Source organism: Pseudomonas sp. YuFO8 (assembly GCF_035065025.1).
GTDB lineage: Bacteria > Pseudomonadota > Gammaproteobacteria > Pseudomonadales > Pseudomonadaceae > Aquipseudomonas > Aquipseudomonas putida_AE.
Genome location: NZ_JAXDEQ010000058.1, coordinates 1 through 13611, shown reverse-complemented (window position 1 = coordinate 13611; position 13611 = coordinate 1). Strand labels below are relative to the sequence as shown.

The window sequence follows — 13611 nt, the reverse complement described above, 5'->3', positions numbered from 1 at the left end:
CTTAGAAGTCTGCCTTGAAGCTGACGGAAGCGAAGTCGCGGTCGTCGAGGGTGCTGTAGTCGTTGGAACCGAAGAAGGCGTTGTAGGCCAGTTCCACGCTGTAATCGTTCATGTAGACGCCAGTCAGGCTCACGCCCAGGGCTTGCTGGCCTTCCTGGAACGGCCCTTGCGGATCGTAGGAATACCCCTCGACGTCATGCCGCCAGTTGAGCGCCGGGATCAGGTTGATGCCGGGCAGCACGTCGCTGTATTCCAGGCTCGCGCGCAGGCGATAGCCCCACGACCAGTCGGTGGCAAAGCCCTTGTCGGTGCAGTACTGGTTGGTCACGCCCGAGGCCACGGTGTTGCACGGTGTGCCGTTGCGCGTCGAGCTGCGACCGAACGCGGCGCTGCGACCCAGGCGCTCATCACCGAGGTCGTCGATGTGCACCACGCCGGCCTCGCCGAACAGGTTCAGGCGCGTGGCACCCAGCACGTTATCGATGGCCTGGGTCGCCGAAGCGGTCATCTGCCACACGCCTTTGCGCTCCCACGCGTCAAAACGATCGCCTCGGTTGACGTTGAACCCGGCTGGCAACTCCACCCAGGAACTGCCTGCCGCACCGGAAATCACCGCGACATTGACGTCCGGCGCGTTGATCGACAGCGGCATGTTCGGCCGATAGCTCACCTCGCCGGCCAGGGAAATCCCGCTGATCGGTTCGACGCCGTTGAGGCTGATGCCGTACAGGCGAATGTCCTCCGGAAACGCCGCCGCATAACTCGGCGCCTGGATGCCGCCGGGGAATGTCCCCCGCGCACCGATGTTCTTCGCGTCGAGGGTGAAGTACGGCAGCCGCGAGTGATAGTTGATGAAATAGATCGCCGCTTCGGCATCGTTCAGCGCCGGGATCATCTGGCGCAGGGCGAAACCGAACTGGCCGTTGTCCGACGGTGATTCATTGCCCCGGGAGGTGGCGTACAAACCGGCGGCCTGCATCTGCTGGTCGGTCAGGGTCTGGCTCAGGTACAACGGCCCGCAGCCCTTCTGGATCACGTCGCTGGCAGCGAAAAACGTGCCGCAACCATCGAGCACGCTGGGCCTCCAGTTGTACTGGTAGAAGCCTTCGAGGTTGGTGGTATCGGTCAGGCCGAAACTGAAGGAGACCATTTCCACCGGCAACTGGCCTTCCTTGATTTCCACCCCGGGGCGGTTGAAGGCCGAGATGTCCAGCGGGTTGATCACATTGATGCCGTTCTGGATCAGCAGCGACTCGCCCCAGGACAACACCTGGTTGCCGACCTTCACGCTCAGGGGGTGTTCGGCCACCTGGAAGTCCTTCCAGACATAGGCGTCGAGCATCTCGAAGCCCTTGAACTTCGACAGGTCGTCCCAACCTGAATCGTCAAAATCCTTGAACCGCGCCTGGCGGGTTTCGTAGGCGTGGTCGTACCAGTATTTGAAGCGCAGGAAGGCGCCCTGGCCCTGACCATCGAGACTGAAATCGGTCAGGCCCTTGAAGACCTGCGAGATGGGGTCGCCCTTCTCGAAGTTCAGCCGGTTATCGTCGGCGCTGACGCTGGTGCCGTTGGCCTGCACCCCCTGGGCCTGAAAGGCGTTGGCGCGGGTCATGAGGCTCTTGTCGGGGTTTTGCGTCGACCAGCTGCTGCCCAGGCTCAAGGCAGTCTTGGTCGACAGGCTCCAGTCTTCGTTGATCTCGAAGGTGGTCGCGGATGCAGGCCCCGCCAGTACGGCAAGGATAGCCAGCGCAAGGGGTTGCGGGCGGGGGTGGCCAGGCCGGTTCAGTCGTTGGCGGACTGTGGCTGTGGCCGAGCGTTTTCTTATCATTATTAGGCTCCGGTCAGGATTACTCAGCCTGGTCACGGTGCCTGAGCCTTATCGTCCACACGCAAGCGAGGACTGACAAAAAGCAATCATCGGCTGTATCCGATCTACTGTGGGAGCCGGCCTGCCGGCGATGACGGCCTCACAACCGCCGCATGCCCCAAGGCCGCATCCGATCCACTGTAGGAGCTGGCTTGCCAGCGAAGGCGGCCGAAAGCAGAGCCCTCGCCAGGTCGGATCGCCTCACCGCGAGCCCCTACAACCCCAACCGAAACTGCTTCGGCGTAATCCCGAACTGCTTGCGAAATGCCCTTATGAAATTACTTGGCTGCCGATAGCCAAGGCGTTCGGCAATCCGCTCTATGGGCTGATCCCCCGCCGTCAGCCAATGCCGCGCCAGCTCCAGACTGTCGCTGCGGACATGTTGCGCGGCTTCAGTCTGCCAGTGTCGCAACATGCTCTGGTGCAGGAACGGATTGGCGCCCAGCAGGGGTTCGTCGAGAATGGCCAGCGGAACATCAAGGCGCGGATGCGATCCCTGTGAGACTTCGATGCCGACACTGCGCAACCACTCACCGGCCGCCTGCTGCGGGGTCAAGGTCACACCCAGGAACACCTCGCCCGGTGCCCGCCCGAGTCGGCGGGCGATGTTGCGCACGAGGGTCAAGGTGGCCGCATCCAGTCCGAAAAAATGCGGCAATTGCTGAGCAGCGCGCAGGTGCAAGCGAGCCTGTCCGTCAACCTCCTCCAGTTGCGCCTGCACGTGGTTGGTCACACGGGGCAGGAACTCGGTGAAGCAGGCGAGGCTGGCGCGCAGGGTCGTGGCGGAATCGAGCAGTATGTTCAAGCCTTGCAGGCTGGTGGTGGCCATGCCGTTGACCAGTTCACAGCCAAAAGTGGCCCCGGCGCCCTGGCGCTCGCATTCGTGCCACAGCTGTTCAACCAGGTGCGCGGGAACGCGCAAGCCTTGCCCCTCCAGCAGCGACAGACAGATCCCGGCCCGTTGCAGCAGCTGTTCCTGGCACAGGCCGGAACGCTGGGCATGGCTGAGAATGGTGCGGGTGAATGCACTGGAGGCGAAGGTTTCAGTGGTCATGGCGCACGGAATCTGAAAGGCAGGCGTGTACTTATGCCAGTCTCTGTGATATCGATCCAATGCATTAAAAGTATCCGCTGAATGCAGGAGACGCATGATGGACCTTCGACAACTTCGCCACCTCGTCGCACTGGCCGACTACCGCAGTTTTGGTCGCGCCGCCGAAGCGATCAACCTCAGCCAGCCGGCCTTCAGCCGCAGCATCCAGACCCTGGAACGGGACCTCGATTGCGCACTGGTGGAGCGCAGCAGTCGCGAATTTCGCCTGACCGGCCAGGGCCAACTGGTGCTGCAGCACGCACGGCGTCTACTTGCCGGTAGCCAGGCGTTGCACAACGAACTGACCCAATACAACGGTCTGACCGGCGGCGAACTGCACTTCGGCAGTGGCCCTTACCCGGCGCAACTGCTGGTGCCCGAAGCCCTGGCTCAATTCATCCAGGCGCACCCGGCGATCCGCACCCGTTTTCATCTCGGCGACTGGGAGCAATTGGCGGTGTGGTTGCGCGAGCAGCAGATCGAGTTCCTGGTCGCCGATTCGCGCTACTTCACCGGTGATCCGCAATACCAGGTCCAACTGCTGCGGCCACGACGCGGACGCTTCTTTTGTCGCATCGATCACCCCCTGGCCAACCGCCAGGACCTGTCGCTGCGTGCCCTGCTCGACTATGCCGTGGTCGGTACGCGCATCCCGCCGATGATCCGCAAGATCCTCGCCGACGTGCAGGGCGAACCCGACTTCAACCCCAGCGTCGAATGCGCGCAATTCGACGCCATCTGCCGCGTGGTCAGGCGCTCCGACGCGGTGGGCATCGCCACCATGGAAGCCCTCGCCGAACAGGTCGACCAGGGGCTGATTCGGCTGCTGGACTTTGTCGACGTGCCCAGCGACGACCCCGGGTTGCTCCTGCATTACGGCATCGTCAGTCGCGTCGGCTATTCCCTGACGCCGGCGGCGCTGGCGATGGTCGAGGCGATCATGCAGGTCGACGAGCGTTTGCTGGCGGCGGTTTCGGGGTAAATCGCATCAGGCACGGCGCGACAACGCCCGCTGCGCCTGCACCGCCCGCGGCTCACCCAAGGCCCGCAGCAGGCAATGCACCGCCTCCTCGCGACTGCGTTCGAAGCGATAGCGCGATTCGATGTACAACGCCAGTTTCAGCTCCACCGGTTCCTCCAGCGGCAACGGCACTTGCTGCAAGCCCAGTGCACTGGCAACGCGGCTCGGCAGACTCATGCCGAACGGCTGGCGATCGGTTATCAGGCGCGCGGCCAGGGTACTTTGCGTACTCATCGCCAGGGTCCGGCGCATACCTTTCAAGCCCAGCCGCAGGTCCACCGGGCTGAGGCCGTCGCGGCGGCTGGACACCTGGATCTGCGGTTGTTGGAGATAGGCCTCGAGGGTGCGGGGCGGGTCCTTGAGGGCGGCGCCAAAGGCGAACACATAATGATCGGCGGGCAGCACTTGCTTGTGCAGGCCGGCCAGCCCGGCCAGCGGTTGGTCGAGGTCGATCAGGATGTCGAGCTTGCCGCTCGCCAGCTCCTGCAAGGCATCGCGCCGCCGCGGCTGGAAGTACCGCACTTGCCAATCGGCATGGGGCGACTCGAGCAGTGCATCGAGCAGCACCGGTTGCAGGCAATCGAGGCAGCTGATGCGCAGCAGCGGATTGTTTTGCCGCGCCGCGGGGATCATGCGCAAGCCCTCTCGCAAGGACTCCAGGGCGGCGCGCACGAAGTCGGCCAGGCGGTGCGCGACCAGCGTCGGGGTCACGCCCAGGCGGCTCTTGATGAACAGCGGATCGCCACACAACTCACGCAGGCGGCGCAATGCGTTGCTCATGGCCGGTTGCGACAGGCACATCACCTCGGCGGCACGGGTGACACTGCGCTGCTGGTAGATCGCATCGAAGGCGAGCAGCAGGTTCAGGTCGAGCTGGCGTAAATCAAGCATGGTCTTGCTCCGGCAAATCGCTTAACGTCAGGCAGCCTAACCAGTGTCCGGACACAAGCTGTGAGCCCTACATGACAAAAAGCGATCAGCTATTGCAGCCTCAAATATTGCCCAATGCGTTCTATGCCCCGACCCTGCTGCCGGCCATCGAAGAACTGCTGGCACGCGGCGTTGCCCGGGAGGCTATCGAAGGCCTGTTCCGGCGCAGCCTGTTCGAGTTGCGCACGCCGTTCATGCGAGTGCCGCTGTTCCTGTCGCGGCGCTTCTGGGCGTTTGCACTGGAGCAGACCGGCGACCCGCTGATCGGCCTGGCGGCGGGTCGACGCTTCGTGTCCACCGCCACCAACGGCCTGACTTACCTGTTCGACGTCGCGGCGTCCCTGGACAGCGCCTGCCAATATTTCGTGCGGTTCTTTCCGTTTTTCAACGGGCATTTCCAAGCACAGGTGGTACGCGACAAGGACGGCGTCGAGCTGCGCCTGCTCGATGCCGGCAGCGTCAAGGCCAGTGCGGCGACCGCCGACTACATCCTCATCAGCTTGTGCAGCATGCTGCGTCGAAAATTCCTCGCCAGCGGCCTGGCGCGTGACCCGATCCTCGCGGTCAGCCTGGTCGGCGCCTGTCCGGCCAACGCCCAGGACCACGAGCAAGCGTTCCGGGTAGCGGTACGCTGGGGGATGGCACAGTATGCGATTCACCTCGATCCACAGCTGTTCGTCACCGCGCTCACCCCCGGTAACCATGAGCTGGAACAGACCCTCGTGGAATTGCTGGAGCAAACCCGGCGCAACAGTGAGCCGACCCTGCTCGAGCAGGTCAGCGACTACGTGATCGCTGAACTCGCCGTCGCCCACTGGCAGCAATTCTGCACCCGCCAGCACATGCTCGAACGCACCGCGGCCCGGCGCTTGAAGTCCCTGGGCTGGAGTTTTTCCGAGTTGCTGGACGAGTACCGCCGCTGCCGCGCCGAAGATTTCCTACAGGAGGCGGACCTGGAACTGGTCGAGATTTCCGACCGGTTGGGCTACAGCGACGTGCAGAGCTTCAACCGGGCGTGCTTGCGGTGGCTGGGGTGTGCGCCTGGGGTCTATCGCGGGCGGCTGGGGTTGTGTCGCAATGACTGAGCGTAACTAGCAAAAGATCAGAAACCCGCTATTACGTTAGTAGCCACTTCATTCATTGCAGATCGTCACAGGTGCGCCCCACGATGCGAAATCCACTGCAGCATTCGAGCGTTCGTTATGGCTTTTTACTGTGCGTTATCACAATGGGGCTGACCGCTTGTACCAGCGACGAGAAGTACAATGCACCTAAGGAAATTACTCGCCCCCCTATCGATGACAGCGAGACTTCGTCTGTGCGAGTCACGACCAGTTGGCTACAACATTCACTGACTCAAGCTGGCTGTCTGCAGCACGCCAGGGCGGCGCTTGCAAAAGCGAGATATTTTGTTGAAGCAGGAGAAAGATCAGTCTACGGGTTGCGTGAAGGCATGACTTTTTCGATTCGCTGCGACTACGAAGGCGTTGCTTTTTTTGCAGTGGCTTACCGCCAAAGGCCAAGTACTCAAACCCAGGATCGGATCTTGAATGAGATCACCCGGCTATTTTAAGGACTGCAAACACACCAGACGACATTTCTCCTGTTTCTCCCTTGCGGGCCCCTGAGAGGGCCACTTTCCGCTGCTATGCTGATAGCACCTGTTTCTGCACTTGAGACGAGCAGCATGGCAGCACAAGGGAAGCCTTCCCCGTTCACGTTCAAGGTCATGGCCGGCTCGGCCGGAATTTTCCTTGTCGCCTGGGCCGCCATGAAGCTGCTCGACACTCACTTCGACCTGACGTTGCTGGCCGATACCACGGGCTGGCTGCCAGTTTTTTGGGAATGGCTATGGCTGGAAACGCCAATACCGAACTGGTCGCTGCTGATGATTATCGCGATTTTGATCAGCACTCTGTCTGTTGCGATTTACTACGCCCGCATCACTGATGGAGCTTACGGTGAGTTACACGAGTTAGAGCGAAGAATTTACAAAAAGAACAACCCTCAGTTCCCCCAGTTGACAGATGACCAAACGATTCTGATGGAAGCTTTGGCCTATCACGCGAGCTTCAGAAAAATTGCGAACCTGAGCTCGGTTTGCAAACTTGTCTCACTCAGTACGTCGGAAGTTGAAACCGGTCTAAAGCAACTCCAGGTCAAAGGTCTTGTGAGGCAAAAAGTGACACGGGGTACGTTCGGCACCACCACTTTTGAACTGACCCTGGCCGGGAAGGATTATGCGTTGGACCGGCTGGAGCTCACGTAGGAGCTGCCGCAGGCTGCGATCTTTTGACTTTGCTTTTTAACAGCAAGATCAAAAGATCGCAGCCTGCGGCAGCTCCTACAGGTGGATGGGGCGGCTGTCAGGCCCTCACCGCCGCCGTGTTGCGTTTTTGTAAAGCGCGCACCACCGACGTTCGCCCACGGGAACGCTATAGTTAATGACCTTGGGGAAACGCGCGAAAACCGATGCCGCAGGTGCTGCCATGAACACAACCGTACCCACGCTGTTACTTGCCCTGTGCCTGGCTGCCAGCAGCGCCCAGGCGGATGACAGTGCGATGCAAACCGAAGAATCCAGCAGTGAATTCAACTACTACGGCGCCGACCAGCCCTTTGCCCATCCGGCGCCTCCAACCCTGAGCACGGTGCCGCCGGGATCGTACATCCCGACATCGCCCCAGACCTTCACCCCGGTGTCGAGCGAGCACGTATTCTCCGATTCCCGATTGCCAACGGTCGCCGATACCACCGTGCGCGTGTTCATTCGCACCTACGACGCCGAACACGGCGTCTACGTGAACCAGGAGGTCCTCGACCCGACCTGCATGCTCGCCTGCCTCAGCAACCCGAGCCCGGCCTTGTAACAACTTGCAGCTTGAGGCTGCAAACTGACAGCTGCTCCTCTACCACTGACGCTTGTCCGGCCGCGCCAGGCCAAGCTTCTCGATCCGGTAGCGCAGCATGTCGCGGCTCAGGCCCAAAAGCCGCGCGGACTTGGTGACGTTCCAGTCGGTCTTGTCGAGCATCTTGCGCACCATGTCGCGCTCCACTTCCGGCAGGTTCATCGATTCGTTGCCGTTATAGGCCGCGCGCGGTTCGCTCGGTGGCAGCTCATGGGTAAACATCGCCGGCTCGTCCACCAGGCTCAGGCAGACGTTCAACTGGTGGGCGGCAATGGTGTCGTGTTGCGCCAGCAAGACGGTCTGCTCGAGCATGTTGCGCAGTTCGCGCACGTTGCCCGGCCAGGTGTAGTTGAGCAGCAGTTCCTCGGCCTGCTCGCTAAACCGCAGGTGCGGCTTGCCGTAGCGTTTGCCATGGGTCGCCAGGAAGTGCCGGGCCAGCAGCAGGATGTCTTCGCCACGGGCATACAGGCGCGGCACCTTGATCGAAATGATGCGCAGGCGGAAGAACAGGTCGCGGCGGAACTTGCCCTGCTGGACCATTTGCTCGAGGTTGCAGTTGGTGGCGCTGATCACCCGCAGGTCGACCTTGCGCTCTTTCACCGAACCGACCCGGCGGATGGTCCGGTCTTCCAGCAGCTTCAGCAGCTTGGCTTGGAGAATCAGGTCCATTTCGCCGATTTCATCGAGAAACAGGGTGCCGCCGTCGGCCGCTTCCACCAGCCCCAGGCGACGGTCCTTGGCATCGGTGAAGGCGCCCTTCTCGTGGCCGAAAAGCTCCGACTCCACCAGGTTGGAAGGAATCGAGGCGCAGTTGAACTCGATGAACGGGCCTTTGCTGCGCGGACCGTCGAAATGCAGCGCCCGCGCCACCAGTTCCTTGCCGGTACCGGTCTCGCCTTCCACCAGCACCGGCGGCAAATCGGTGTTGGCCATGCGCCGCTCAGCGTCGAGCAACTGTGCGATGGTGCCCTTGAGGTAGACCATCGGTGCCGATTCGCCGATCAATGCCTGCACCCCTGATTTCTGCGCCTCGCGCTCCTGGTAGAACGACAGTGTGCGCTCCATCCGGTCGGTGGCCAGGGCCTTGTCCAGCAGCAGCTTGAGCTCCGGCAGCGCCACCGGTTTGGTCACGTAGTGAAACGCGCCCTCTTTCATCGCCACCACGGCGTCTTCGACGTTGCCGTAGCCGGTCATCATGATCACTTTCAGATCCGGCGCGCTGATGCGCAGCTTCTGGATCAGGTCGTGCCCACTCATGCCCGGCAACGAGTTGTCGGTCAGCACCACATCCGGAAGAAAGGTGCTCAACTGCGACAGCGCGTCTTCGGCCGAGTGGCAGACGGTCACTTCGAAGTCCTTGCGCTCCAGGTAAGTCTGGATATTCTCCGCGAGCAGCTCATCATCCTCGACCAGCAGTATGCTGTGCTCCATATTCCCCTCCCGTTGCCACTTTGAAATTGAGACAGACGCGGGTTCCTTCCTGCTCTTGGCTGGTCAGTTCGACCGAGCCTTCGAAGCGCTCCATTATTCTTTTGACCAGGGCCAGGCCCACGCCCAACCCTCCCTGTTTGGTGGTGAAGAACGGCTTGAAGACCATTTGCTGTTGCTGCCTGGTCATGCCCTTGCCGGTGTCGTTGAGGACCATGCACACCTGATCGGGGGCCGGTGTTTCGATGTCGATACTCAGTACGCCGCCCTTGGGCATGGCTTCCAGCGCGTTGGCGAACAGACTATTGAGAATCTGTGTGAGCAACACCTGTTGGCTGACGACCGGTGGCACCGTCCTGGGCGTGAAGCGCACTTCGACGTTCGAGCGCTGGATCTGTGGGGCGAAGGCGCTCAAGGTGTCGTCGATGGCCAGCACCAGGTCGACGCTTTCCTGATCGTCGTTGACCGGGCGCAAGGACACCAGCAACTCACGGACCCAGCGTGACATGCGATCGACCTGGCCGATGATGTCGCCGATGTTCTTCTGCGCGGGCTGGCTGGCGATTTCCTGGGCCATTTCGGCGCTGGAACGAATATTGGCCAGCGGATTGCGCAGGCTGTGGGCGACCGCCGAGGACATTTCCCCCAGGGCGACGAAGGTTTCGTTGGCGACCAGCTGTTTCTGCTGGCTATGCAACAGCAGGGCCGCACGGCGCACGATCCAGAACAACCCCAGGTAGATCACCGCGCCGCCGAGCAATGTGGTCAGCCAGATCGCCTTGAACCCGCGCTGGATGCGCGCTATCAGGTCCACCGGTTCCTTGTAGATCTCGACCATGGCGACCACTTTGCTTTTGTCGGCGTTGAACATTGGAATGTAGTTCTCGACGAACAGGTACTGGGGGTCATGCAGCAAGCGTTGCTCAGGACGCTCCTCGTCGATCTCGTGGTAGCTGGTGGACACCGCTTCCTTCATTTCGAAGGACTCGTCCAGTTCCTCGTCATTGTCGATGCGCACACCGACCAGCTCGGGGTTGGTCGACCAGACCACGGTGCGGTCCATGGCGTACACCGTGGCCAGCAGAAGGTCTGGCAGGTGTTCGACATGATCAAGAAACTCGATGCGCGAAGCGGTACGGGCGCCCGAGTCGACGTCTGGATAGGCGGCGTCAGCGCGCGGGTCGAGCATTTCGCCCATGGTGCGGTTCGGCGAAATCGCGGCATGGCGAATTTCGGCGGCGCCCATGGCTTGCACGAATTGCGCGGTCAGCATGGAGTCGCGCTCGATACTCTCCTCGACCACGAAACGCGTGGAAATGTAGCCCAGGCCCAATGCCACGCCGGCAATGATGAAAAAACTCGCCACGGAAAACCAGCGCACCAGATTGAACGGCGGCCGCCAATCCTTGGCCTCTGCTGCCGGCGTATCCGGCGTTGATTGCAGTATCTGCATGGGATGTCCTGGTAGCTTGAGACAAGCGTTTTCAGCCGCATTCCCGATCAGTGTAGGTGGCATTGACCGTCACAGACTGCCCGATAAAGCTATTTCGCCACTATTGCACTCGCGCCATGTCGGGCGCGGCGACGGCGTGCTGGTGCTGCGGTTCCTCGGCGTCGATGACCAGAGGTGTGAGCAACGGCTGCTGGCGCTCGGTTTCTTCCTGCAGGAACTCGATGATCGACTGCGCCGAGTGCTCATCCATGCGCAGGTTGGGCATCGGGATCTTGTCGAAGCGCTCGAACAGCTCCATGGCAATCGGGTCTTTTTCGGCCAGCATGCGGTCGGGCTCGCGGATCCAGCGGCTCAGCCAGGCCGGATCGCGCTGGCGGGTCACGCCGACCAGATCCGGACCGATGCTGCGCATGCCGATGCCCTGCCCGTCCAACGGGCCGAGGCTGTGGCACGACGCGCAACGGGTGCGGAACAATTCTTCGCCGTTGCTCGGCGGGCGAATCTCGGGCGCATTGGCGTAGCTTTCGCCCATGCTCGGTTGTTTCCAGTTATGCAAGGTATTGGCCAATTGGTCGGCCAGGATCCACGGGTTCTCGAAGGGCGAGGCTTTCATCCAGCGACCGGTTTGCTGGTTACCGACGATCAGGCTCAGGTTGTGGTCCTTGCTGCGGCCGTTGTCGACGCCTTCGATGAACAGCCCGAGTTTTTGCCGCAACTCGGTGACGTCGCCGAACTCGCCGGTGAGGAACTGCCAGCCCGGCCCGACCTGGAAGCGTTGCGCATAGGCCTTGAGTACCCCGGGGGTGTCGCTCAAGGGATCGATGCTGATGGAGTAGAAGAAGATGTCCTTGCCGACCCGGTCGCCGAGCAGTTTCTGCACCTGGCGCAGCCGCGCGGTTTCCAGCGGGCAGGAGTCGCTGCACGAGGTAAAGATGAAATTGATCACCACCACCTTGCCCTTGATCAAGTCATCGAAAAAATGCACCTGCCGACCGTCCTGGTCGGTCAGCAGGGTGTTGGGGAAATAGTCGCCACCCCACGGCGTGGTGGATTCGCCAGCGGCTACCGGAGCGGGTGTCGACGGTGTCTGGTTGGCGACCAGCAGCTGGCTGGCCAGCAGGCCCGTCACCAATATCAGCACCAGGTGCATGCCCAGGGCTTGCGTACGTGCGGTATCCATCACCAGCCGCCTCTAACGTATGAAGGGGGTGATGGGGCTAGTGCAAAGAGCCGGCCAAACTTGTAACTGTTTTATACAAAGGCATTAACATTCTATAAAACAATGGCTTATCGACATCACTTTGCCACGATGGGAATGGCGACTGGGGAATGGCACCCGCTAGCGGGGAAATTTCACACCCATTTTCAGGGGACGCGTTTGAACGTCAGGCTGACGCGGGTGCCCTCGCCCTCGCGGCTGTCCAGGGCCACCGTCCCGCCAAATCGTTCCATGATGCGCTTGACCAGCACCAGCCCGACACCGAGCCCGCCTTGCTTGGTAGTGAAAAACGGGCGGAACGCCATGCGCCGCTGCTCCTCGGTCATGCCTTTGCCGGTATCGCTCACCACCACGCGAACATTCTGGGCATCGATGGGCGCCATGGCGATGGTCAGGGTTCCGCCTTCGTCCATGGCCTCCAGGGCATTGGCCAGCAAACTGTTGAGGATCTGCGTCAGCTGCACCTGCTGGCTCAGCACCATCGGCGTGCCTATGGGTTCGAACAGCACATTGACCCGGGCCTTGACGATCTGTTGCTCGAACGCAGTGAGGCTGTCGTACAGCGCCGCCACCAGGTTGACCGGCTCGACGTCGTCATTGAGTGGCCGCAGGGACTGCAGCAACTCGCGAACCCACTTCGACATGCGATCGACCTGGCCGATGATGTCGTTGATGTTCTTGTGCGCAGGGCCACTGTCGAACTCCAGTGCCAGCTCGGCGCTCGAACGAATGGTCGCCAGGGGATTGCGCAGGCTGTGGGCAACGGCCGACGACATCTCGCCCAGGGCGACGAAGGTTTCGTTGGTGATCAGCTGCTTCTGTTGCGTCGCCAGCAGGTTCGCCGCCCGCCGCACGATCCAGTACAGCCCCAGGTAGATCAGGCCGCCGCCCAGGGCCGTGGCCAGCCATATCAGCACCAGGCCGCGTTCCATGCGGTTGATCAGGTCCTTGGGTTCCTTGTAGATCTCGACCATCGCCGTGACGTTCTTGCCTTCGGCATCGAACAGCGGAATGTAGTTTTCGATGAAGATGTATTCCGGCGGCGTGATGAACTTCTGTTCCATGCGAGCCTGGTCGACATCGTGATAGCTGGCCGACACGGGGGTCTTCGAGGCGAAGGCCTGGTCGAGGTCTTCGTCGGCGTGAATCGTGGTGCCCATCAGGGCCGGGTTGGTCGACCAGATGATCATGCGGTCGGGGGCGTAGATGTTGGCCAGGATCACATCCGGCAAATGTTCGATGTGATCGAGGAATTCGCCCCGGGCGTTGGCCCGGGCCAGCGGGTCGACGTCGGGAAATTCCCGGTCCTTGCGCGGGTCGAGCAGCTCGCCCATGGTCCGCACATTGGGAATCGACACATGGCGCACCTCGGCGGAGGCAATCGCCTGGATGAATTGCGAAGTCAGCAGGGCATCGCGCTGCACGCTTTCGGTTATCACGAATTTGGTCGACACCGAGCCCAGCGCCACCGCCACCGTGCCGATCACCGCCATGCTGATGAGCGAAAACCAGCGCAGCAGATTGAACGGCTGTTTGCGTGAGCTCAAGCGAATCTCGCCCTGGTCGGACGCCAGTGTCTTTGCAAGCATGGTCATGGACAGTGTTCCCGCAAAACCCCTATAGGTTTATAGCGCACTACTCGCCGTTTGCCCGTTCCCGGGTCCTGCCCCTCCCCCTATTCCCCACTCCAC

Annotated in this window: 12 protein-coding genes; 5 read left to right on the top strand and 7 right to left on the bottom strand. The window is 61.5% G+C overall.

The genetic code is table 11. The annotated features are described in order from the left end of the window. Position 1 precedes the first annotated feature (1 nt). Positions 2-1828 carry a DUF1302 domain-containing protein gene (locus SOP95_RS29390; RefSeq protein ID WP_323609237.1) on the bottom strand — a complete coding sequence of 609 codons (1827 nt, stop codon included), beginning with the start codon at positions 1826-1828 and terminating at the stop codon, positions 2-4. 253 nt (positions 1829-2081) lie between these two features. Then, positions 2082-2921, bottom strand: coding sequence for an AraC family transcriptional regulator (locus SOP95_RS29385; RefSeq protein ID WP_274076864.1), 840 nt, complete (start codon positions 2919-2921; stop codon positions 2082-2084). A gap of 97 nt (positions 2922-3018) precedes the next feature. On the opposite strand from SOP95_RS29385, the gene SOP95_RS29380 reads away from it, so the two are divergent. Beyond that, positions 3019-3942, top strand: coding sequence for a LysR family transcriptional regulator (locus SOP95_RS29380; protein WP_274076863.1), 924 nt, complete (start codon positions 3019-3021; stop codon positions 3940-3942). A gap of 6 nt (positions 3943-3948) precedes the next feature. Here the strand turns inward: SOP95_RS29380 and SOP95_RS29375 are convergent, their stop codons facing one another. After that, the gene (locus SOP95_RS29375) at positions 3949-4872 is read right to left on the bottom strand and encodes a LysR family transcriptional regulator (protein WP_323609235.1); all 924 of its coding nucleotides are present in this window, start codon (positions 4870-4872) and stop codon (positions 3949-3951) included. A gap of 71 nt (positions 4873-4943) precedes the next feature. On the opposite strand from SOP95_RS29375, the gene SOP95_RS29370 reads away from it, so the two are divergent. From SOP95_RS29370 to SOP95_RS29355, 4 genes are all read left to right on the top strand, one after another. Then, a complete protein-coding gene (locus SOP95_RS29370; protein ID WP_323609234.1) occupies positions 4944-5996 on the top strand; it encodes an AraC family transcriptional regulator ligand-binding domain-containing protein in 1053 nt (350 codons plus the stop codon). An 83-nt stretch (positions 5997-6079) separates the two neighbouring features. After that, the gene (locus SOP95_RS29365; protein WP_274076860.1) at positions 6080-6484 is read left to right on the top strand and encodes a hypothetical protein; all 405 of its coding nucleotides are present in this window, start codon (positions 6080-6082) and stop codon (positions 6482-6484) included. Between the two features lie 114 nt (positions 6485-6598). Then, on the top strand, positions 6599-7180 hold the full coding sequence (locus SOP95_RS29360) for a hypothetical protein (RefSeq protein ID WP_274076859.1): 582 nt from the start codon (positions 6599-6601) through the stop codon (positions 7178-7180). Positions 7181-7400: 220 nt separating this feature from the next. Further along, complete coding sequence (locus tag SOP95_RS29355) at positions 7401-7781, top strand: hypothetical protein (RefSeq protein ID WP_323609233.1); 381 nt, start codon at positions 7401-7403, stop codon at positions 7779-7781. Between the two features lie 39 nt (positions 7782-7820). Here the strand turns inward: SOP95_RS29355 and SOP95_RS29350 are convergent, their stop codons facing one another. The 4 genes from SOP95_RS29350 to SOP95_RS29335 form a co-directional block, all read right to left on the bottom strand. Then, entirely contained in the window at positions 7821-9251 is a 1431-nt protein-coding gene (locus SOP95_RS29350; RefSeq protein WP_274076857.1) for a sigma-54-dependent transcriptional regulator, read from the bottom strand. Continuing rightward, the gene (locus tag SOP95_RS29345) at positions 9220-10701 is read right to left on the bottom strand and encodes a sensor histidine kinase (RefSeq protein ID WP_323609232.1); all 1482 of its coding nucleotides are present in this window, start codon (positions 10699-10701) and stop codon (positions 9220-9222) included. The genes SOP95_RS29350 and SOP95_RS29345 overlap by 32 nt, the downstream gene beginning before the upstream one ends. 100 nt (positions 10702-10801) lie before the next feature. Continuing rightward, positions 10802-11881: an SCO family protein gene (locus tag SOP95_RS29340; RefSeq protein ID WP_323609231.1), complete on the bottom strand. Its 1080-nt coding sequence runs from the start codon at positions 11879-11881 to the stop codon at positions 10802-10804. Positions 11882-12066: 185 nt separating this feature from the next. Continuing rightward, positions 12067-13515 (bottom strand): HAMP domain-containing sensor histidine kinase, encoded by a 1449-nt coding sequence (locus tag SOP95_RS29335; protein ID WP_323609229.1) that lies wholly within the window; start codon positions 13513-13515, stop codon positions 12067-12069. Between the last annotated feature and the right edge of the window lie 96 nt (positions 13516-13611).

What these genes read in the sequence shown, in the direction of transcription:
- SOP95_RS29390 (WP_323609237.1), bottom strand. Translation starts at nt 1,828, where the DNA reads ATGATAAGAAAACGCTCGGCCACAGCCACAGTCCGCCAACGACTGAAC.
- SOP95_RS29385 (WP_274076864.1), bottom strand. Translation starts at nt 2,921, where the DNA reads ATGACCACTGAAACCTTCGCCTCCAGTGCATTCACCCGCACCATTCTC.
- SOP95_RS29380 (WP_274076863.1), top strand. Translation starts at nt 3,019, where the DNA reads ATGGACCTTCGACAACTTCGCCACCTCGTCGCACTGGCCGACTACCGC.
- SOP95_RS29375 (WP_323609235.1), bottom strand. Translation starts at nt 4,872, where the DNA reads ATGCTTGATTTACGCCAGCTCGACCTGAACCTGCTGCTCGCCTTCGAT.
- SOP95_RS29370 (WP_323609234.1), top strand. Translation starts at nt 4,944, where the DNA reads ATGACAAAAAGCGATCAGCTATTGCAGCCTCAAATATTGCCCAATGCG.
- SOP95_RS29365 (WP_274076860.1), top strand. Translation starts at nt 6,080, where the DNA reads ATGCGAAATCCACTGCAGCATTCGAGCGTTCGTTATGGCTTTTTACTG.
- SOP95_RS29360 (WP_274076859.1), top strand. Translation starts at nt 6,599, where the DNA reads ATGGCAGCACAAGGGAAGCCTTCCCCGTTCACGTTCAAGGTCATGGCC.
- SOP95_RS29355 (WP_323609233.1), top strand. Translation starts at nt 7,401, where the DNA reads ATGAACACAACCGTACCCACGCTGTTACTTGCCCTGTGCCTGGCTGCC.
- SOP95_RS29350 (WP_274076857.1), bottom strand. Translation starts at nt 9,251, where the DNA reads ATGGAGCACAGCATACTGCTGGTCGAGGATGATGAGCTGCTCGCGGAG.
- SOP95_RS29345 (WP_323609232.1), bottom strand. Translation starts at nt 10,701, where the DNA reads ATGCAGATACTGCAATCAACGCCGGATACGCCGGCAGCAGAGGCCAAG.
- SOP95_RS29340 (WP_323609231.1), bottom strand. Translation starts at nt 11,881, where the DNA reads ATGGATACCGCACGTACGCAAGCCCTGGGCATGCACCTGGTGCTGATA.
- SOP95_RS29335 (WP_323609229.1), bottom strand. Translation starts at nt 13,515, where the DNA reads ATGACCATGCTTGCAAAGACACTGGCGTCCGACCAGGGCGAGATTCGC.